Here is a 20,072-nt window from a genome sequence, read left to right on the forward strand (position 1 = left end):
TGGAAAATAAGTGAGAATGCGGCCCACTGCGGGACGGCAAAATCGCGCCTATCATATCCAAGATTCGCCATCAGCTTAAGGCCCAGGGCTCAAATGAAACGATCTGCTTTCTTTATTTCCGATGGCACCGGCATCACGGCCGAAACACTGGGCCAGAGCCTGCTCGCGCAGTTCGAAAACATTACCTTCGCCAAATTCACACGGCCTTATATAGACAGCGTGGACAAAGCGCGGGCCATGGTACAACAAATCAATCTGGCGGCTGAAAAAGACGGCTTTCGCCCGATCATTTTCGACACCATCGTCAATCAAGACATTCGTGAGATTCTCGCAACGTCGAATGGTTTCATGATCGACATCTTCTCCACGTTCCTGGCGCCATTGGAACAGGAGCTGAGCGAACATTCCTCTTACTCCGTCGGAAAGTCCCATTCCATTGGGCATAACTCCAACTATATGGAGCGGATCGAGGCGGTGAACTTCGCCCTCGACAACGATGACGGCGCCCGCACGCACTACTACGACAAGGCCGACCTGATCCTGGTCGGCGTGTCGCGCTGCGGCAAGACACCCACCTGCCTGTACATGGCCATGCAATTCGGTATCCGCGCGGCCAACTACCCGCTGACCGAAGACGACATGGAACACCTGACGCTGCCAGCCGCGCTGCGTGCGCATTCGCACAAGCTGTTCGGGCTGACCATCGACCCGGACCGGCTCACTGCGATCCGCAATGAACGCAAGCCCAACAGCCGCTATTCCAGCTACGCCCAATGCGAATTTGAAGTGCGTGAAGTGGAAAATCTGTTCCGTCGCGAGAATATTGCGCACATCAATTCCACGCATTTTTCGGTGGAAGAGATTTCAGCGAAGATTCTGGTGGAGAAAGGTGTGGAGCGGCGGTTCAAGTAGCCTTGGGGAGGTTTGCTCCTGACGGAGGTGTGTCAGTTGGCGAATTAACCGGCTGATCCAGCGCCATCGGGGGCAAGCCCCCTCCCACATTTGGCCGGTGTACATCAGGTCTACAGGTGAAACCTGCCGCCACCCTGGCCCAGCGCGGTCGCCAGCGCATCGAAGCCCTCGCGCAACAACTGATCATCCCCCGACGTATTACAGATACTCGCCCGGATGAACTGCGGCACCGCGGTCTGCCCCACCGCAAACGCCTCGGCGGTCGCGATCAGGTAATTGTTCTGTTTGAGCTCCGCCTCGATTTCCGACGCGCGCCAGGGTTCAGGCACTTCGATCCAGAAGTGTGGGCTGTTGAGGTGAGTGCGGTAGGCCAGCCCATTCAATAAGCCTTCGACCAACGCCTTGCGCCGGCTGATCTCGTTGATCTGCTGGCGCAGCAGGTATTCGGCCGTGCCGTTTTCGATCCACTGGGTCGCCAACTCCAGGGTCACCGGGGTGGCCATCCAGCAGGTCGAACGCAACGCCGCCGAAACCCGACTGACCAGCGCCGGTGGCGCATGCACATACCCGACTCGCAGCCCAGCCGACACCGCTTTGCTCAGGCTGCTGATCAAAATCGTCCGCTCGGGCGCAAAGGCGCTCAACGGTGGCGGGCGGTCTTCCACCAAAACGCCATGGGCCTCGTCCTCGAGAATCAGCAGATTGTGTTCGCGACAGACTTTGACCAACGCCTCCCGGCGCGCCACCGATAACACCGCCGTCGTAGGATTCTGGATGGTCGGTGTGCAGTACAGCGCCGAAACCCGGTGATTACGACAGACTTCATCCAATGCGCCCGGCAACACACCTTCTTCATCCATTTCCAGCCCGATCAGCCGCACACCCAGCATGCGCGCGGCGGTGATCAGCCCTGGGTAAGTCAGTTGCTCGGTGACCACCGTGTCGCCGGCGCGCAGCAACGCCATCATCGCGCAGAGCAGGCCGTGCTGGCCGCCATTGACGCAGATGACCTGCTCGGGAATCGGATGGAAGTCGCGCTGCACCAGCCATTGCGCACCGGCCTCACGGTAGCGCGGCAGGCCTGCATCCGGGGTGTAGGCGCTGATGTCCTGGAGGAATTTGCCGTTGGTCGACAGGGTCTGAAAGCTCTGGGCCAGGAACACCGTTTCCTGCCCGGGAATATGCATGTTGCGGCTCATATCGAAGTACTGGCGTGGCTCCTCGCTGAAATTGCGAAAGCCTTCATCACGCTGGCGCTCCATCCCACGCTTGCGCACGAATGTGCCGTCACCCACACGCGCCACTACCAACCCTAGCCGCTCCAGCTCACCGTAGGCCCGGCTGATGGTGCCGATGGTGACACCCAGATTGTCGGAAAGCACCCGATGGGGCGGCAGTTTTCTTCCCGGTTCAATCGTGCCTTCGAGGATGCCCCTTTCCATGACATCGGACAGGCGCTTGTACTTCACGCCCTGACCGTTGGACAACCCCTCACGCATAATTGACACCATGTCAATATTTGTTTTGACAGTCATCATTCGCCCTAATAGTGTGCTTTTGCGGGTTCAATCACCGGATTGAATCACTTATAACAAGTTCAATATAGAGTTCAATTCCGGCTCAGGGAAGCAATAAACGATGCCAATGTCCGCCGTTCTTGAAAACACTGCAAAAACCAAAACCCAGAAACAGTGGCTGGCCGGCCTGATCACGAGCGTCATGTTCCTGATCGTGTGCCTGAGCTGGGGCACCACCTGGCTGGGCATCAAGATCGCAGTGGAAAGCGTACCGCCACTGACCTCCGCGGGCCTGCGCTTCCTGATCGCCTTCCCGTTGTTCCTGTGTTTCGCCATGGTGCGCCGCGAGCCGATTCTGTTTCCGCGCGAAAGCCGCTGGTTCTTCGTGTTCGTGACCCTGTCCTACTTCAGCATTCCCTATTACCTGCTCAACTACGGCGAGATGCATGTCTCGTCCGGCCTGACCGCCCTGCTGTTCAGCTGCATGCCGGTGTTCATCCTGATCTTCTCCGCGCTGTTCCTGCGTGAGCGCATCTACCTCTCCCAGGTGGTCGGCATCGGTATCGGGTTCGGCAGCCTCTACATGATCATCAAGAGCCAGGGCCTGCACCTGGACCATGCCGAGTTTTTTGGCGTATTGGCGATTCTGACCGCCGCGATCATGCACGCGTTGTGCTACGTGATTACCAAGCAAAAAGGCAGCGCCATCAGTGTCATCACCTACAACACGCTGCCCATCGGCATTGCCGGGCTGATGCTGTTCGTGGCCGGCCTGTGGTTCGAGACCCCGACCTTCGACGACATCACCCTGCGCTCCTGGAGCGCGCTGTTCTACCTCGGGCTGGTGGCGTCGGTGGGCGGCTTCATTGTGTATTTCATGCTGCTCAAGCGCCTGAGCCCGATCATCTTGTCCTTCGTGTTCATCATTTTTCCGGTGTTCGCGGTCATCATCGGCGCCTGGTACGAAGGCGTGGAAATTTCCCGTGACCTGATGCTGTACTCGGCGATCCTGCTGGGCGGTTTTGCGATCACCAAGTTGCCCATTGAAAAACTGCTGGCGAAGAAAAATTGACCCTCAACCCAAGCGAGAGAAACATGGACGTCCTCCGCCCAAAAGCCCTGGAACAGATCTACGCCCACGCAAGCGGCAGCTATCCCGAGGAATGCTGTGGCTTCATCTTCGCCGATGGCAGTGTGTACCTGGGCAGCAATATCCAGAACGAGTTGCACCGCAAGAACCCGCAGATGTACCCGCGCAGCGCGGCCAGCGGCTACACCTTTTCAGTCGCCGACACCTTGTTGATGAACAAGGCGTTTCGCAGCGACAACCCGGTGGTGGTGATCTACCACTCGCACCCGGATGTCGGTGCCTATTTCAGCGAGGAAGACCAGGACAAGGCGCTGTTTCTCGGCGAGCCGATCTATCCCGTCAGTTACCTGGTGGTGGATGTTCGCCAAGGCCAGGCCCTGGGGTCAAAGCTGTTTGCCTGGGATGGCAAGCATTTCGCCCTTCAACCTTTCAACGACCTGCACACGGAGTTGTCCATGAACGCTGTCTCTTTCCCCGACATTCTGGTTCGCGTGGCCAAGCTGCCGGAATCGACCCTCGAGGGCGCCGGATCGACATTGCGCGAAGTCATTGAAAACCTCTGCGACAGTCACCCACAGTTGCGCCAGCATCTGTTTCACGAGAAGAACAACCAGCTCAAGGAACACTTCCTGTTCACTGCCGAGGAAGAGCTGATCGACGCTGACGACAGCTTGCCGGCAAAGGCCCGGATCGAAGTGCTGCTCGCCACCTCAGGCGGCATCGACGTCGAGACCCTGAGCAATGAAGAAGTGCAACGCTACGTCCGCCATATCACCCTGCCCGGCGTCGGCCGTGAAGGTCAGTTGAACCTGAAAAAAGCCAAGGTGCTGATCATCGGTACCGGTGGCCTGGGCTCGCCCATCAGTCTTTACCTGGCGGCGGCCGGCATCGGTACCCTGGGGCTGGTGGACTTCGACGTGGTGGAAAGCAGCAACCTGCAACGCCAGATCGTGCATGGCAACAGCACCCTGGGCATGCCCAAGGTGGAATCCGCCAAGCAACGCCTACAGGACCTCAACCGCCACATCCAGATCAACGCGCACAACACCGCGCTCACTGCCGACAACGCCCTGGAGCTGGTGGGCGCCTATGACCTGGTGATCGACGGCACGGACAATTTCGAGACCCGCTACCTGGTCAATGACGCCTGCGTACAGTTGGGCAAACCCTTGGTGTACGGCGCCATCTACCGTTTCGACGGGCAAATCAGCGTACTCAACTATAAAGGTGGGCCTTGCTACCGCTGCCTGTTTCCCTGTGCACCGCCTGCGGAATTGGCGCCCAATTGCAACGCCGGTGGGGTGATCGGTGTGCTGCCGGGGGTGGTCGGGATGATCCAGGCGACCGAGGCGATCAAATTGCTCATCGGTATCGGTGAACCCTTGTCCGGCCGCTTGATGCGCTTCGATGCGCTGGCGATGAAATTCAGCGAGATCCGCTTCAAGCGCCGTGCCGACTGCCCGTGCTGCTCGGAACGGCGCCACAGCGAAGCCGTCGCACCGACGCTGTGCGCGGATGCGGTGCCGAGCCAACCGTCCCTCGCCGAGGAACGCTACATCAAGCCCCGCGTGCTCAAGCAAGTGATCGACAACCACCGCAGCGCCGACGTCTTGCTCGACGTGCGCGACGCCAGCGAACTGGAAGTGTGCAAATTGCCGGGGGTGGTGCACATCCCCCTGGCAGAGCTGGATGAACAGCTCGACAGCCTGAGCCGCGACAACACCCACTACCTGATCTGCTATGCCGGGACGCGTGCCGAGCAGGCCGCCAGCACCTTGCTGGCCGCAGGCTTCGCCAATACCAAGGTGCTGCAGGGCGGCATGAAGCATTGGGTGCGCGACGTCGAACCCGACATGCCGCTGTACTGATCGGGGGTCGACTGATGCTGCATAACTCCATTCTCGACGTGATCGGCCACACCCCGATCGTACGTCTGGCGCAGTTTTCCGAAGACCTCGGCATCGAGGTCTATGCCAAGCTGGAATCCCTCAACCCGGGCGGCAGCCACAAGGCGCGCATCGCCCTGGGCATGATCCTCGACGCCGAACGCCGTGGCGTGCTGATGCGCGATTCCGGGCAGACCATCATCGAACCCAGCGGTGGCAATACCGGTATCGGCCTGGCGATGGCGGGCAATGTGCTTGGCTACAAAGTGGTGCTGGTGATCCCGGACAACTACAGCCCCGAAAAACAGAAGCTGCTGCGCCTGTACGGCGCCCGGGTGGTGCTGTCGGACAGCCGCCTCGGTAACAATTCCCACGGCGAAAAGTGCATGGAGCTGCAGTTGGAAAACCCCAACTACGTGATGCTCAACCAGCAACGCAACGGCGCCAACCCGCAAACCCACCGCGACACCACCGCGCCGGAAATCATCCGCGCCTTCGGTGAGCGGCGTGTGGACTACTTCGTCAGCGGCATCGGCACCGGTGGGCATATCACCGGTATCGGCGAAACCCTCAAGGCGGCCTGGCCGGCGATCCGCGTGATGGGCGTGGAGCCGGAGGAGTGCGACCTGCTCAAGGACCAACACGCCTCGCACGCCATCCAGGGCCTGTCGATTGGGCTGATCCCGAGCATTCTCAACCTGGACGTACTGGACGGCATGCTCAAGGTGTCGCACTCGGCGTGCCTGGAGATGATCAAACGCATCATGCGCACCGACGCCATCAGCCTGGGGCTGTCCTCAGCCGCCAACATGGTCGCCATCGCCCAACTCGCCCCGGAACTGCCGCCCGAAACGGTGGTGCTGACCATGGTCTACGACAATGCCGACAGCTACCTGCCCAGTTTCGAATAACCGGTTACCCAACCAACCAGAATGCGGGGGTGCCTCCATGGGAGGCTTTATCGACATGCAACAGCTGCATGATGAGTTGCTGACCCACCTCATCCAAACCCTGACGCCTGCGCAGATGAAGCAACTGGAGCCGCACCTGGCGCCGCTGATCCAGACTGCCGCCCAGGCGGTGGCCGAGGACTTGATCGCCTACGCCTATCGCGACCCGGCCTCGCGCGGGCGCGGCGAATTGATCCTGGAATCCTACGCCTCGTTCAAGGCGGTGTTGTTCTACCGGCTTGCGCACCTGGTGTGGAATTTCCCGGAGCCCGCCCCCGGCGTCTTTACCCGCATCGCCCTCAAGCTCAGCAACCAGGGCAAGATCCTCTCCGGGGCCGAGATTCACCCGGCTGCGCGCATCGGCCGGCGCTTCGTGCTGGACCATGGCTACGGCACGGTTATCGGCGAAACCTGCGAGATCGGTAACGACTGCTACATCCTGTGTGGCGTGACCCTGGGCGCGCGCGGTATCGCCAACAACCCGGACGGCAAGCGCCATCCACGCCTGGGCAACAATGTCGAGGTCGGCGCCGGGGCACGGGTGCTGGGCTATGTGCAGATCGGCGACAACGTATTTATCAGCCCCTCCTGTGTCATTACCCAGGACGTGCCGGCGGGCACCAAGGTCAAGGTGGTCAACCAGATCCAGTTGCAGAAAAACGATGAGTCGGATCACAGCAGCTACCTTGGCGCATTCGCCCTGGATGAGCGCCTGCATGTCGTCGGCGAGGTGGATGCCGGCCATAAGGTCACGGTGCTGGACGCCGACTTCCATCCGCTGCCAGGGCTGATGCTCGAACCCACGGTGAAAGAGCGTCATCACCTGCAGTTTCGCCTGCGCCGCCTCGACACCGGCGAACAACTGCCGCGCCTGCCGCTGAACCTGAAAGTCTGCGGGCCGGCGTTCGAAATCACCCTGCTCTCTCCCCCTGGCTTGAGTGCGATGGTGCGTCACCTGTTGCAAGCCAACCCACTGATCGTCGGAGGTTGAACATGTCCGTGCATACCATGGAAACCCTGGCGCTGTTCGACAGCGCGCCCTATCAAAACGCCTTCAGCGCCCGGGTGATTGCGGTCAGCGAGCACGGCGTCGCCCTGGAGCACACGCTGTTCTACCCAACCGGCGGCGGGCAACCGGGGGACACCGGCCACCTCACCCTGGCCGACGGCACCCGCGTGGCGGTCACCGGCACGGTGCGCGACCCGGTGCTGCGCTCGATCATCTGGCATCAGGTGGAACAGTGCCCCGCGCACCTGACCGCCGGCGTCCAAGTAGACGCCGGCCTGGATTGGGAGCGGCGCTACCAGCATATGAAGATGCATACCTGCCTGCACCTGCTGTGCTCGATCATCGACGCGCCGGTGACGGGATGCAGCATCAGTGCAGACAAAGGTCGCCTGGATTTCGACCTGCCGGAAATGACCCTGGATAAAGACAGCATTACCCGCGACCTTAACGCCTTGATCGAACAGGCCCACGCGGTGAAAACCTTGTCGATGCCTGCCTCTGAGTACTCGACTCTGCTGCAGATCACCCGCACCCAGGCGGTAGCACCGCCGGTGATCCAAGGCTCGGTACGCGTGATTGAAATTCCCGGCATCGACATCCAGCCGTGCGGTGGTACCCATGTGCTCAACACCGAGGAAATCGGCCGGGTGTTCTGCGAGAAAATCGAGAAGAAGAGCAAGCACAACCGTCGGGTGATTTTGCGGTTTGAGTCATAACTGAGCCTGACTCGACAGTCATAACACTGCAAAACCAATGTGGGAGGGGGCTTGCTCCCGATAGCGGTGGATCAGCCAATGAACCTGTTGACTGACACACTGCTATCGGGAGCAAGTCGAATCGTCGCACCGCCCCTCCCACATTGGGTTGTGTGGTGTTTTTCAGATCATGAACAGGTCCATGAAGCGGTTGACGGGGGTCGCTTCCAGCCGTGCCTGGTCTTTGCACAACGCAAAGATTTCGGCACTGCGCTGCGCGGTAAACCGCGTCGCCAGGTTGGCCTTGAACTTGTCTTCCAGCAGCGGGATTCCATCCTCCCGCCGACGACGATGACCAATCGGATATTCCACCGCCACCTGCTCGGTGCAGGTGCCGTCGGTGAAGAACACCTGCACCGCATTGGCGATGGAGCGCTTGTCGGCCTGCAGATATTCGCGGCTGTAACGGGGGTCTTCGACGATCACCATTTTCGCGCGCAGCTCATCGATGATCGGATGGGCGGCATGGAATTGATCCTCATAGTGCTCGGCCACCAGGTTGCCGAAGGCCAACGGCACGGCGGTCATGTATTGCAGGCAATGGTCGCGGTCCGCAGCGTTGGCCAAGGGGCCGACTTTGGAAATGATGCGAATCGCCGACTCGTGGGTGGTGATCACGATGCGCTCGATCGCATGCAGGCGGTTCTTCACCAACGGGTGCAAGGTCACCGCCGCTTCGCAGGCCGTCTGCGCATGGAATTCAGCGGGAAAGCTGATCTTGAACAGCACGTTTTCCATCACGTAGGTACCGTAGGGCTGGGACAGGCTGAACCGGCGTTGCTCTTGAGGTTTGAGGGCCAGATCCTTGTTGGTATGGCTGAACAATACGTCGTAGAACCCCCACTGTGGCGCGCTCAGCACGCCGGGAATACCCATCTCGCCGCGCAATGCGATATCCGCCAGGCGCACCCCGCGACTCGACGCATCGCCCGCCGCCCAGGATTTACGCGAACCGGCGTTCGGCGCATGGCGGTAAGTACGCAATGCCTGCCCATCGACGAACGCATGGGATAACGCCGCGAGCAGTTGCTCACGGTCTGCGCCCATCAGCTTGGCGGTGACCGCAGTGGAGGCGACTTTCACCAGCAGCACATGGTCGAGGCCGACGCGATTGAAGGCGTTTTCCAGGGCAATCACGCCCTGGATTTCGTGGGCCATGATCATGGCTTCCAACACCGCGCGTACGGTCAGCGGTGCGTCGCCATGGGCCACGCGTTTTTGCGACAGGTGATCGGCCACCGCGAGGATGCCGCCCAGGTTGTCCGAAGGATGACCCCATTCAGCCGCGAGCCAGGTGTCGTTGTAGTCGAGCCAGCGCACGATGCAGCCGATGTCCCAGGCAGCCTTGGCCGGGTCCAACCGCAACGAAGTGCCCGGCACCCGTGCCCCGAACGGCACCACGGTGCCCTCGACGAGCGGCCCCAGGTGCTTGGTGCACTCGGGGAAACGCAAGGCCAGCAGGCCACAACCGAGAGTGTCCATCAGGCAGTTGCGGGCGGTGTCCAGTGCGGCCTCGGACTCGATCCGGTAGGTGAGGACATAGTCGGCAATATCCTGCAGGACCTGATCGTAGTCGGGGCGATTGTTCTGGTCGACGTTGGCGCTCATGGCAGTTCTCCAAAAAGGGGTTGGGGTCAGTCCTCGGCTTACGGTTATTGAAGACAGATCTTGGATGCCTGCCTTGGAATAGAGATCCCTTGTGGGAGGGGGCTTGCTCCCGATGGGGGTGGGTCAGTTGATGAATGTGTCGACTGGCACACCGCTATCGGGAGCAAGCCCCCTCCCACATAAAGCTCAGTGCCAGGTTTTAGAATGAGTCACCGGGAACGCGCACAAACCCCTCCATCAACACCCGCGCACTGCGGCTCATAATGGCTTTCTTCACCACCCATTCACCGTTCACTTGAGTCGCCTCGGCACCGACGCGCAAGGTGCCCGACGGATGCCCGAAGCGCACGGCATTGCGTTCCACGCCACCGGCCGCCTGGTTGACCAGGGTGCCGGAAATCGCCGCCGCCGTGCCGATCGCCACCGCCGCCGTGCCCATCATTGCGTGGTGCAATTTGCCCATGGACAACGCCCGCACCAGCAAATCCACATCGCCGGCCTTGATCGCCTTGCCGCTGGACGCCACGTAATCCGCAGGCTTGGCCACAAACGCCAGTTTCGGCGTGTGCTGGCGCAGGGCTGCTTCGTCCAGATGCTTGATCAGGCCCATGCGCAACGCGCCATAGGCACGCACGGTCTCGAACATCGCCAGGGCTTTCGGGTCGCCGTTGATCGCGCCTTGCAACTCAGTGCCGGTGTAGCCTAAATCTTGGGCATTGATGAAAATCGTCGGGATGCCGGCGTTGATCAGGGTGGCCTTGAAGGTGCCGACGCCGGGCACTTCCAGCTCATCGATCAGGTTGCCGGTGGGGAACATCGAACCGCCACCGCCCTCTTCTTCCGCCGCCGGGTCGATGAATTCCAGCTGCACTTCGGCAGCCGGAAAGGTCACGCCATCCAGTTCAAAATCACCGGTTTCCTGCACAGCGCCGTCGGTGATCGGCACATGGGCGATGATGGTCTTGCCGATATTGGCTTGCCATATGCGCACCACGGCCACGCCGTTGTGGGGCACACGGCCTGGGTCGACCAGGCCGGCGCTGATCGCGAACGAACCGACCGCCGCCGAGAGGTTGCCGCAGTTGCCACTCCAATCGACAAACGGCTTGTCGATGGACACCTGGCCGAACAGGTAATCCACGTCGTGCCCGGCACGCGTGCTCTTGGCCAGGATCACGGTTTTGCTGGTGCTGGACGTGGCGCCGCCCATGCCATCGATTTGCTTGTCATAGGGGTCGGGGCTGCCGATCACCCGCAACAGCAAGGCGTCGCGGGCTGCGCCCGGTACCTGCGCCGACGGCGGCAGGTCATTGAGGCTGAAGAAAACTCCCTTGCTGGTGCCGCCCCGCATATAGGTGGCGGGGATCTTGATTTGCGCTACGTGTGCCATGGTTAACCCCTCAGGCCGTCGCCGCCGATTCCAAAAAGTCCTGGGCAAAACGTTGCAACACGCCGCCCGCCTCGTAGATCGACACTTCTTCAGCGGTGTCCAGGCGGCAGGTCACCGGCACTTCGACACGCTCGCCATTCCTGCGGTTGATCACCAGGGTCAATTGCGCGCGCGGCGTGCGTTCGCCGACCACATCATAGGTTTCGCTGCCGTCGATCTTGAGGGTGTGGCGGTCGGTGCCCGGCAAGAATTCCAGGGGCAACACGCCCATGCCGACCAGGTTGGTGCGGTGGATGCGCTCGAAACCTTCGGCGGCGATCGCTTCCACACCGGCCAGGCGTACGCCCTTGGCGGCCCAATCGCGGGACGAACCCTGGCCGTAGTCGGCGCCCGCGATAATGATCAGCGGCTGCTTGCGTTCCATGTAGGTTTCAATGGCTTCCCACATGCGCGTGACCGTGCCTTCCGGCTCGATACGCGCCAGGGAGCCCTGCTTGACCTTGCCGTTTTCCTGCACCATTTCGTTGAACAGTTTCGGGTTGGCGAAGGTGGCGCGCTGTGCGGTCAGGTGGTCGCCCCGGTGAGTCGCGTAGGAGTTGAAGTCAACTTCCGGCAAGCCCATTTTCGCCAGGTACTCGCCGGCGGCGCTGCCCGGCATGATCGCGTTGGAGGGCGACAGGTGGTCGGTGGTGATGTTGTCCGGCAGCACGGCCAGCGGGCGCATGCCCTTGAGCGGACGTGCGCCGGCCAAGGCGCCTTCCCAATATGGCGGGCGGCGAATATAGGTGCTTTGCGGGCGCCAGTCGTACAGCGGGGTGACTTTAGGGCCGGTGTCTTCGTGAATCGCGAACATCGGGATGTACACGGCGCGAAACTGTTCCGGCTTGACCGAGGCCTTGACCATTGCGTCGATCTCTTCATCGCTCGGCCAGATGTCCTGCAGGCGGATTTCCTTGCCGTCGACGTCGAGCCCGAGCACGTCTTTCTCGATATCGAAACGAATGGTGCCGGCAATCGCATAGGCCACCACCAGCGGCGGCGAAGCGAGGAAGGCCTGCTTGGCGTACGGATGAATACGCCCGTCAAAGTTGCGGTTACCTGACAGCACAGCGGTGGCGTAGAGGTCGCGGTCGATGATTTCCTGCTGGATCACCGGGTCAAGCGCGCCGGACATGCCGTTGCAGGTCGTGCACGCGAAGGCCACCACGCCGAAACCAAGTTTTTCCAGCTCATGCCCCAGGCCGGCTTCTTCCAGGTACATGGCTACGGTTTTCGAACCCGGCGCCAGGGACGACTTGACCCACGGCTTGCGCGTCAGCCCGAGCCGGTTGGCGTTGCGCGCCAGCAGGCCGGCGGCGATCACGTTGCGCGGGTTGCTGGTGTTGGTGCAACTGGTGATGGCGGCAATGATCACGGCGCCGTCAGGCATTTGCCCCGGTACGTCGTCCCACTGGCCGCTGATGCCTTTGGCCGCCAGGTCACGGGTGGCGACACGGGCGTGAGGGTTGCTCGGGCCCGCCATGTTGCGCACCACGCTGGACAGGTCGAACGTCAGGCCGCGATCGTATTGCGCGCCTTTCAGCTCGTCAGCCCACAGCCCGGTGTGGCGTGCGTACTGCTCCACCAGGGCGACCTGTTCCTCTTCGCGACCGGTGAGCTTCAGGTAGGCGATCGTCTGCTGGTCGATGTAGAACATCGCTGCGGTGGCGCCGTATTCCGGGGCCATGTTGGAGATGGTCGCGCGGTCGCCCAAGGTCAGGGCCGAAGCGCCTTCACCGAAGAACTCCAGCCATGCGCCGACGACTTTCTGTTGGCGCAGGAACTCGGTCAGCGCCAGCACCATATCGGTGGCGGTGATGCCCGGCTGCAGCTTGCCGGTCAATTGCACCCCGACAATTTCCGGCAGGCGCATCCATGAGGCACGCCCGAGCATCACGCTTTCGGCTTCAAGGCCGCCGACACCGATGGCGATCACGCCCAGGGCATCCACATGCGGGGTGTGGCTGTCGGTGCCGACGCAGGTGTCCGGGAAGGCCACACCGTCGCGCACCTGAATCACCGGTGACATTTTCTCCAGGTTGATCTGGTGCATGATGCCGTTGCCGGGCGGGATCACGTCGACGTTCTTGAAGGCCTTTTTGGTCCACTCGATAAAGTGGAAGCGATCTTCGTTGCGGCGGTCTTCGATGGCGCGGTTCTTTTCGAACGCCTGCGGGTCGGCGCCACCGGCTTCGACGGCCAGGGAGTGGTCGACGATCAACTGGGTCGGCACCACCGGGTTGACCTGCGCCGGATCGCCGCCTTGCAGGGCGATGGCGTCGCGCAGGCCGGCGAGGTCTACCAGGGCGGTCTGGCCGAGGATGTCATGGCACACCACGCGGGCCGGGAACCATGGGAAATCGAGGTCACGCTTGCGCTCGATCAACTGGCTCAGGGAGGCATTGAGGCTGGCCGGGTCGCAACGACGCACCAGGTTTTCCGCGAGTACGCGGGAGGTATACGGCAAGGTGGCGTAGGCGCCGGGAGTGATTGCCTCGACAGCCGCGCGGGCGTCGAAGTAATCCAGGCGACTGCCGGGGAGCGGTTTGCGAAATTCAGTGTTCATCGTCAGGACTCGGTCACGGTAATTACAAAAGGAAGGCCGACGCGGACCTGGTGTGTAACGCAATCCAAAGGTGGGAGGGGGCTTGCCCCCGATAGCGGTGGTTCAGTGCCTGCTGTACCGCCTGACAGATTGCTATCGGGGGCAAGCCCCCTCCCACATTTGATTCGGATACCACTTCAGGATCGTCGATCTTCAGCGACGTTCGATTGGCACGAACTTGCGCTGCTCAACGCCGGTGTACTCGGCGCTTGGACGGATGATGCGGTTATTGGCGCGTTGCTCGAACACGTGCGCCGCCCAGCCGGTGAGCCGCGAACAAACGAAGATCGGCGTGAACAGCTTGGTCGGGATGCCCATGAAGTGGTACGCCGAGGCATGGTAGAAGTCGGCGTTGGGGAACAGCTTCTTCTGCTCCCACATGGTCTTGTCGATGGCTTCGGAAACCGCAAACAACACCGTGTCGCCCACTTCGTCAGCGAGTTTTTTCGACCAGCCCTTGATCACTTCGTTACGCGGGTCGCTGTCCTTGTAGATCGCGTGGCCAAAACCCATGATCTTGTCCTTGCGCGCCAGCATGCCGAGGGTGCCTTCGACGGCCTCTTCGGCCGAACCGAAACGCTCGATCATCTCCATCGCCGCTTCGTTGGCGCCGCCGTGCAGCGGGCCGCGCAGGGAACCAATGGCGGCGGTGACGCAGGAATACAGGTCGGACAAGGTCGACGCGCACACCCGGGCGGTGAAGGTAGAGGCGTTGAATTCGTGCTCGGCGTAGAGGATCAGCGACACATTCATCACTTTGACGTGCAGGTCGCTCGGCTTCTTGCCATGCAGCAGGTGCAGGAAGTGCCCGCCGATGCTGGGCTCGTCGGTGACGCAGTCGATGCGCTTGCCCTCGTGGCTGAAGCGGTACCAGTAGCACATGATCGCCGGGAACGCCGCGAGCAGGCGATCGGTGACGTCACGCTGCACGCTGAAGTCTTTTTCCGGCTCGATATTGCCCAGGAACGAGCAACCGGTGCGCATCACGTCCATCGGGTGGGCGTCGGCGGGGATGCGTTCCAGCACTTCTTTCAACGCTTGCGGCAAGTCGCGCAGCTTGCCCAGCCTGGCGCTGTAGGCCGCCAGTTCGGCCTGGGTCGGCAGTTCGCCGTACAGCAGCAGGTAGGCGACTTCTTCAAATTGCGCATCGGCGGCCAGTTCACGCACGTCATAGCCGCGATAGGTCAAGCCGGCACCGGCCTGGCCCACGGTCGACAATGCGGTCTGCCCGGCCACCTGGCCACGCAGGCCGGCGCCACTCAATACTTTTGCTTCAGCCATGGTTGTTCTCCAATTTTGTCGTTATTCAAGGAGGCGCGCTTGCTACTTCTTCGCGGCAAACAGCGCGTCGAGCTTCTGCTCGAAGGTGTGGTAGTCGATACGATCGTAAAGCTCCATGCGGGTTTGCATGGTGTCGATCACGTTCTGTTGCGTACCGTCGCGGCGGATCGCGGTGTAGACGTTCTCGGCAGCCTTGTTCATGGCGCGGAAGGCCGAGAGCGGGTACAGCACGATGGAAACATCGGCAGATTTCAACTGTTCGGTGGTAAACAGCGGGGTCGCGCCGAATTCGGTGATGTTGGCCAGGATCGGCGCTTTCACCCGCGAGGCGAACAACTTGTACATCTCAAGTTCAGTGATGGCTTCCGGGAACACCATGTCGGCACCGGCCTCGATGCACGCGGCGGCGCGCTCCAGGGCGGATTCCAAACCTTCCACGGCCAGGGCGTCGGTGCGGGCCATGATCACGAAGCTGTCATCGGTGCGTGCGTCCACGGCGGCCTTGATGCGGTCAACCATTTCCTGCAGGGACACGATCTCTTTGTTGGGCCGATGGCCGCAGCGCTTGGCGCCGACCTGATCCTCGATGTGGATGGCCGCCGCGCCGAACTTGATCATCGACTTGACGGTGCGCGCCACGTTGAACGCCGAGGAGCCGAAACCGGTGTCCACGTCCACCAGCAGCGGCAGGTCGCACACATCGGTGATACGGCGTACATCGGTCAGCACGTCATCCAGGCCGGTGATGCCCAGGTCCGGAACACCCAGGGAGCCCGCAGCCACGCCGCCACCGGACAGGTAAATCGCCTTGAAGCCGGCGCGTTTGGCCAGCAAAGCGTGGTTGGCGTTGATTGCGCCGACCACTTGCAAAGGCTGTTCACTGGCGACCGCGTCACGGAAACGCTGGCCTGGGGTGCTGTTGTTCGTGGAACTCATGACTCACCTCTATTTATTGGGGAGCGCCGTCCGGAAAGTGACGGGCGATGTTGCGTTTGGAAGCGCCGATATGCCGGCGCATCAACAGTTCGGCCAGTTCACCGTCGCGATCGGCAATCGCGTCAAGAATGCGGTGATGCTCGGCAAAGGCCTGGCGTGGACGATTGGGGGTGGCGGAAAACTGGATGCGGTACATGCGCACCAATTGGTACAGCTCGCCGCAGAGCATCTGGGTCAGGGTGCGGTTGCCGGCGCCCTGGATGATCCGGTAATGAAAATCGAAGTCGCCTTCCTGCTGGTAATAGCCGACACCGGCCTGAAACGCAGCATCCCGTTCATGGGTGTGCAATACCTGGCGCAGCTCTTCGATTTCCGCGTCGGTCATGCGCTCGGCCGCCAGCCGGCACGCCATGCCTTCCAATGACTCGCGGATTTCATAGAGCTCGACCAGCTCGGCGTGGCTCAACGACACCACGCGGGCGCCGACGTGGGGCACTCGCACCAGCAGGCGCTGGCCTTCCAGGCGGTGAATCGCCTCGCGCAGCGGGCCACGGCTGATGCCATAGGTGCGCGCCAGCTCCGGTTCGGAAATCTTGGAGCCTGGGGCGATCTCGCCCTTGACGATGGCGGCCTGGATTCGCCGGAAAACGTTTTCCGACATAGTTTGGGATTCGTCCGACAGCGCCGGCGGAGATTCCGTTTGATCCAGCATATTGTCGACACCTTTAAAAGCAATGCTGCAAAAACTAGTCAATTACCCCTGACTAGTCAAAGAATAAATCAACATTGTCGACAATCGTCTAATAACCTCCGGCGTGGATCCAAGAGCATGGCCGCCTGCCAGCGCTGGCGCCAAAAAAGCATCATGTTAGAATGCCCGCCGCATTTGCCTGACATCGCTAGATGAAATGGCGCACGAGGGAGCTTGCGCAGTAATGCCAGTCGCCTTGAATTTCGCACTGCATCGCCTCAGGAATTATGAGACTCAAGCCCTTCCCCCTACTGTTATGCCTACTGTCCCTACCGAGCCTTGGCGTTGCCGCCGAGAAGACCGTGTATGGCCTGAATGAATACGCCAAGCTGGCGGGCCTCGACCTGGAAGTCGCGGCCAAGCTCGACACAGGCGCCAAGACCGCCTCGCTGAGTGCACGCGATATCAAACGCTTCAAGCGCAACGGGGAATCCTGGGTACGCTTCTACCTGGCCATCGACGCCGCCCATTCCCACCCCATCGAACGTCCACTGGCCCGCGTCAGCAAGATCAAGCGCCGTGCCGATGATTACGACCCCGATGAGGATAAGCAGTACACCGCTCGTCCGGTGATTGCCCTGGATATCTGCATGGGCAGCGCTTTACGCAGCATCGAAGTGAACTTGACTGACCGCAGCACCTTCCAATACCCGCTGCTGATCGGCTCCGAAGCGCTCAAGCGCTTTGATGCGCTGATCGACCCCAGCCTTAAATATGCAGCAGGCAAACCTGCCTGCGCCGCCGACGCTCATACCGCCGAGTAAACCGAATGCGCTCTCTGACCCTGCACCTGAAAATCCTGATCACCATTTTGGTGGTGCTGGGTATTTCGGTCACCGCCTACCAGATCTTCGTGCTGGGCATCCCTGTCACCGAGGACGCCACCGATGACTTGTGGAACATCGACGCGAAGGTCGAGTTCGTCGCCAACCCCAAGGACCCGGTGAAGGTTTCGATGTTCGTGCCGCCGTTGAGCCGCGACTTCGTCAGCCTCAATGAGAGCTTTATTTCGAACAACTACGGGGTGAGCGTCAATCGCGCCGACGGTAACCGCAAGGTCACCTGGTCGGCGCGCCGCGCCAAGGGTAACCAGACCCTGTATTACCGCCTGGTGCTGACCAAGCGCTATAGCGGTGAAAAGGTCAAGATCAAGGGCCCGACGTTCCGCGACAGCATCGCCGTGGAAGGCCCGGAAAAAATCGCCGCCGAAGCCTTGCTCGCGCCGATTCGCCAGCACTCGGCAGACGTCGAGACCTTTATTACCGAAGCCATCAAGCGCACCAACAATCTCAACGACGATAATGTGAAATTGCTGCTGGCGGGGGACCCGTCGACGTCGCACAAGGCCAAGATCGTTGAATTGCTGCTGTCCATCGCCCACGTACCGGTGGAAAAAGTCCACACCATCCGCCTCGTCGCCGACCAGCCGCAATCTCCGGAGCTGTGGTTGCGCAGCTTCAACGGGAACGACTGGCTGTATTTCAACCCGGAAACCGGCGAACAAGGCCTGCCCGCCGACCGCCTGCTGTGGTGGACCGGCGATGAAAACCTGATCACGGTCGATGGCGGCAAGAAAGCCATGGTGACCTTCAGCCTGAACAACAGCGAAATGAACGCGATTCGCCTGGCCAAGCTGACCGACGAAAACACCGACGCCAACTTCCTCGAATACTCGCTGTACGGCCTGCCGCTGCAAACCCAGCAGACGTTCATGATCATGGTGATGATCCCGATTGGCGTGCTGGTAATCCTGATCCTGCGCAACCTGATCGGCCTGCAGACCCTTGGCACCTTTACCCCGGTGCTGATTGCCCTGGCCTTCCGCGAGACGCAACTGGGTTTCGGGATTGTGCTGTTTACAATCATCACCGCGCTGGGGCTGTCGCTCAGGTCCTACCTTGAGCACTTGAAACTGCAGATGCTGCCGAGGCTGTCGGTGGTGCTGACCTTCGTGGTGGTGCTGATTGCCGCCATCAGCCTGTTCAGCCACAAGCTGGGCCTGGAGCGGGGCCTGTCGGTAGCGCTGTTCCCGATGGTGATCCTGACCATGACCATCGAGCGCCTGTCGATCACCTGGGAAGAGCGCGGCGCCAACCACGCGCTGAAAGTGGCGATCGGCACGCTGTTCGCGGCCTCCCTGGCGCACATCATCATGAGCGTGCCGGAGCTGATCTACTTCGTGTTCACCTTCCCGGCGATCCTGCTGATCCTGGTGGGCTTCATGCTGGCCATGGGTCGTTATCGCGGCTACCGCCTGACCGAACTGGTACGTTTCAAGGCATTCCTGAAGGCTGACTCGTAATGTTCGGCTTCTGGAAGACCTGGAAGGCCCTGGAAGCGCGCGGGATCATGGGCATCAACCGGCGTAACGCCGACTACGTGCTCAAGTACAACAAGCGCAGCCTGTATCCGATCGTGGATGACAAGATCATCACCAAGGAACGGGCCATGGCGGCCGGCATCCATGTACCTGAAATGTATGGGGTAATCTCCACCGAGAAAGAAATCGACAAGCTCGACGAAATCATCGGTGGGCGCAGCGACTTCGTGATCAAGCCCGCCCAGGGCGCCGGCGGCGACGGCATCCTGGTGGTGGCGGACCGCTTTGAGGGGCGCTATCGCACGGTGTCCGGCAAGATCATCAGCCATGAAGAAATCGAGCATCAGATTTCCAGCATTCTCACCGGCCTGTACTCCCTCGGCGGCCACCGCGATCGCGCCTTGATCGAATACCGCGTGGTACCCGACCAGATCTTCAAGAGCATCAGCTACGAAGGCGTGCCGGATATCCGCATCATCGTGCTGATGGGCTACCCGGTGATGGCGATGCTGCGCTTGCCGACGCGCCAGTCCGGTGGCAAGGCCAACCTGCACCAAGGCGCGATTGGCGTGGGTGTAGACCTCGCCACCGGCCTGACCTTGCGTGGCACCTGGCTGAACAACATCATCACCAAGCACCCCGATACCACCAACGCGGTGGACGGCGTACAACTGCCCAACTGGGACGGTTTCATGAAGCTGGCGGCCGGCTGCTATGAACTGTGCGGCCTGGGCTATATCGGTGTGGACATGGTGCTGGACCAGGAAAAAGGCCCGCTGATCCTCGAGCTGAACGCGCGGCCGGGGCTGAATATCCAGATTGCCAACGACTGCGGCCTGACTCTGCGCACCCATGCGGTGGAGGCGCGACTGGAAGAACTGAAAGCCGCTGGCGTGAGCGAAACGCCGGAAGAACGGGTGAAGTTCGTGCAAGAGATGTTTGGCCATATACCGCCCGTGGAAGGCTGATCCGGCCTTCGAACTGTCTATCCCCGACATCCCCTCTAGGAGCAAATCCTGCGGG

The 20,072-nt window shown here is 61.1% G+C and carries 16 protein-coding genes; 9 read left to right on the plus strand and 7 right to left on the minus strand.

The window, feature by feature from the left end; translation table 11 throughout:
* Positions 1 to 93 precede the first annotated feature (93 nt).
* A complete protein-coding gene (locus C4J90_RS19270) occupies positions 94 to 912 on the plus strand; it encodes a pyruvate, water dikinase regulatory protein (protein WP_003193298.1) in 819 nt (272 codons plus the stop codon).
* A 110-nt stretch (positions 913 to 1,022) separates the two neighbouring features.
* Here the strand turns inward: C4J90_RS19270 and C4J90_RS19275 are convergent, their stop codons facing one another.
* Positions 1,023 to 2,447: a PLP-dependent aminotransferase family protein gene (locus tag C4J90_RS19275; protein WP_124363937.1), complete on the minus strand. Its 1,425-nt coding sequence runs from the start codon at positions 2,445 to 2,447 to the stop codon at positions 1,023 to 1,025.
* A 160-nt stretch (positions 2,448 to 2,607) separates the two neighbouring features.
* On the opposite strand from C4J90_RS19275, the gene C4J90_RS19280 reads away from it, so the two are divergent.
* The 5 genes from C4J90_RS19280 to C4J90_RS19300 are packed head-to-tail and all read left to right on the plus strand — an operon-like array spanning position 2,608 to position 8,080.
* The gene (locus C4J90_RS19280) at positions 2,608 to 3,501 is read left to right on the plus strand and encodes a DMT family transporter (protein ID WP_164484591.1); all 894 of its coding nucleotides are present in this window, start codon (positions 2,608 to 2,610) and stop codon (positions 3,499 to 3,501) included.
* 23 nt (positions 3,502 to 3,524) lie between these two features.
* Complete coding sequence (gene moeB, locus C4J90_RS19285; RefSeq protein WP_124420590.1) at positions 3,525 to 5,387, plus strand: molybdopterin-synthase adenylyltransferase MoeB; 1,863 nt, start codon at positions 3,525 to 3,527, stop codon at positions 5,385 to 5,387.
* A 14-nt stretch (positions 5,388 to 5,401) separates the two neighbouring features.
* Positions 5,402 to 6,316 (plus strand): PLP-dependent cysteine synthase family protein, encoded by a 915-nt coding sequence (locus C4J90_RS19290; RefSeq protein ID WP_124363940.1) that lies wholly within the window; start codon positions 5,402 to 5,404, stop codon positions 6,314 to 6,316.
* A gap of 37 nt (positions 6,317 to 6,353) precedes the next feature.
* Positions 6,354 to 7,346 carry a serine O-acetyltransferase gene (locus C4J90_RS19295; RefSeq protein ID WP_124415328.1) on the plus strand — a complete coding sequence of 331 codons (993 nt, stop codon included), beginning with the start codon at positions 6,354 to 6,356 and terminating at the stop codon, positions 7,344 to 7,346.
* Between the two features lie 2 nt (positions 7,347 to 7,348).
* A complete protein-coding gene (locus C4J90_RS19300; protein ID WP_124415329.1) occupies positions 7,349 to 8,080 on the plus strand; it encodes an alanyl-tRNA editing protein in 732 nt (243 codons plus the stop codon).
* Positions 8,081 to 8,242: 162 nt separating this feature from the next.
* Here the strand turns inward: C4J90_RS19300 and prpD are convergent, their stop codons facing one another.
* The 6 genes from prpD to C4J90_RS19330 form a co-directional block, all read right to left on the minus strand.
* Entirely contained in the window at positions 8,243 to 9,727 is a 1,485-nt protein-coding gene (gene prpD / locus C4J90_RS19305; RefSeq protein WP_124420591.1) for a 2-methylcitrate dehydratase, read from the minus strand.
* Between the two features lie 199 nt (positions 9,728 to 9,926).
* A complete protein-coding gene (gene prpF, locus C4J90_RS19310) occupies positions 9,927 to 11,117 on the minus strand; it encodes a 2-methylaconitate cis-trans isomerase PrpF (RefSeq protein ID WP_124420592.1) in 1,191 nt (396 codons plus the stop codon).
* 10 nt (positions 11,118 to 11,127) lie between these two features.
* On the minus strand, positions 11,128 to 13,722 hold the full coding sequence (acnD, locus tag C4J90_RS19315; protein WP_124420593.1) for a Fe/S-dependent 2-methylisocitrate dehydratase AcnD: 2,595 nt from the start codon (positions 13,720 to 13,722) through the stop codon (positions 11,128 to 11,130).
* A 192-nt stretch (positions 13,723 to 13,914) separates the two neighbouring features.
* Positions 13,915 to 15,042 carry a 2-methylcitrate synthase gene (gene prpC, locus C4J90_RS19320; protein ID WP_124420594.1) on the minus strand — a complete coding sequence of 376 codons (1,128 nt, stop codon included), beginning with the start codon at positions 15,040 to 15,042 and terminating at the stop codon, positions 13,915 to 13,917.
* Positions 15,043 to 15,084: 42 nt separating this feature from the next.
* Positions 15,085 to 15,978 carry a methylisocitrate lyase gene (gene prpB / locus C4J90_RS19325; RefSeq protein WP_124363946.1) on the minus strand — a complete coding sequence of 298 codons (894 nt, stop codon included), beginning with the start codon at positions 15,976 to 15,978 and terminating at the stop codon, positions 15,085 to 15,087.
* 13 nt (positions 15,979 to 15,991) lie between these two features.
* A complete protein-coding gene (locus C4J90_RS19330) occupies positions 15,992 to 16,690 on the minus strand; it encodes a GntR family transcriptional regulator (RefSeq protein ID WP_124363947.1) in 699 nt (232 codons plus the stop codon).
* 266 nt (positions 16,691 to 16,956) lie between these two features.
* On the opposite strand from C4J90_RS19330, the gene C4J90_RS19335 reads away from it, so the two are divergent.
* The 3 genes from C4J90_RS19335 to C4J90_RS19345 are packed head-to-tail and all read left to right on the plus strand — an operon-like array spanning position 16,957 to position 20,017.
* A complete protein-coding gene (locus C4J90_RS19335; protein ID WP_124363948.1) occupies positions 16,957 to 17,493 on the plus strand; it encodes an ATP-dependent zinc protease in 537 nt (178 codons plus the stop codon).
* A gap of 5 nt (positions 17,494 to 17,498) precedes the next feature.
* Entirely contained in the window at positions 17,499 to 19,031 is a 1,533-nt protein-coding gene (locus C4J90_RS19340; RefSeq protein ID WP_124363949.1) for an inactive transglutaminase family protein, read from the plus strand.
* A complete protein-coding gene (locus tag C4J90_RS19345; protein WP_124363950.1) occupies positions 19,031 to 20,017 on the plus strand; it encodes an alpha-L-glutamate ligase-like protein in 987 nt (328 codons plus the stop codon). The genes C4J90_RS19340 and C4J90_RS19345 overlap by 1 nt, the downstream gene beginning before the upstream one ends.
* Positions 20,018 to 20,072: the final 55 nt, after the last annotated feature.

It is taken from the genome of Pseudomonas sp. R2-60-08W (assembly GCF_003852335.1).
Lineage (GTDB): Bacteria > Pseudomonadota > Gammaproteobacteria > Pseudomonadales > Pseudomonadaceae > Aquipseudomonas.

Bases quoted from the DNA above. Each gene is read 5' to 3' on its own strand.
- C4J90_RS19270 (WP_003193298.1), top strand. From the start codon at position 94: ATGAAACGATCTGCTTTCTTTATTTCCGATGGCACCGGCATCACGGCC.
- C4J90_RS19275 (WP_124363937.1), bottom strand. From the start codon at position 2,447: ATGACTGTCAAAACAAATATTGACATGGTGTCAATTATGCGTGAGGGG.
- moeB (WP_124420590.1), top strand. From the start codon at position 3,525: ATGGACGTCCTCCGCCCAAAAGCCCTGGAACAGATCTACGCCCACGCA.
- C4J90_RS19290 (WP_124363940.1), top strand. From the start codon at position 5,402: ATGCTGCATAACTCCATTCTCGACGTGATCGGCCACACCCCGATCGTA.
- C4J90_RS19295 (WP_124415328.1), top strand. From the start codon at position 6,354: ATGGGAGGCTTTATCGACATGCAACAGCTGCATGATGAGTTGCTGACC.
- C4J90_RS19300 (WP_124415329.1), top strand. From the start codon at position 7,349: ATGTCCGTGCATACCATGGAAACCCTGGCGCTGTTCGACAGCGCGCCC.
- prpD (WP_124420591.1), bottom strand. From the start codon at position 9,727: ATGAGCGCCAACGTCGACCAGAACAATCGCCCCGACTACGATCAGGTC.
- prpF (WP_124420592.1), bottom strand. From the start codon at position 11,117: ATGGCACACGTAGCGCAAATCAAGATCCCCGCCACCTATATGCGGGGC.
- acnD (WP_124420593.1), bottom strand. From the start codon at position 13,722: ATGAACACTGAATTTCGCAAACCGCTCCCCGGCAGTCGCCTGGATTAC.
- prpC (WP_124420594.1), bottom strand. From the start codon at position 15,042: ATGGCTGAAGCAAAAGTATTGAGTGGCGCCGGCCTGCGTGGCCAGGTG.
- prpB (WP_124363946.1), bottom strand. From the start codon at position 15,978: ATGAGTTCCACGAACAACAGCACCCCAGGCCAGCGTTTCCGTGACGCG.
- C4J90_RS19330 (WP_124363947.1), bottom strand. From the start codon at position 16,690: ATGCTGGATCAAACGGAATCTCCGCCGGCGCTGTCGGACGAATCCCAA.
- C4J90_RS19335 (WP_124363948.1), top strand. From the start codon at position 16,957: ATGAGACTCAAGCCCTTCCCCCTACTGTTATGCCTACTGTCCCTACCG.
- C4J90_RS19340 (WP_124363949.1), top strand. From the start codon at position 17,499: ATGCGCTCTCTGACCCTGCACCTGAAAATCCTGATCACCATTTTGGTG.
- C4J90_RS19345 (WP_124363950.1), top strand. From the start codon at position 19,031: ATGTTCGGCTTCTGGAAGACCTGGAAGGCCCTGGAAGCGCGCGGGATC.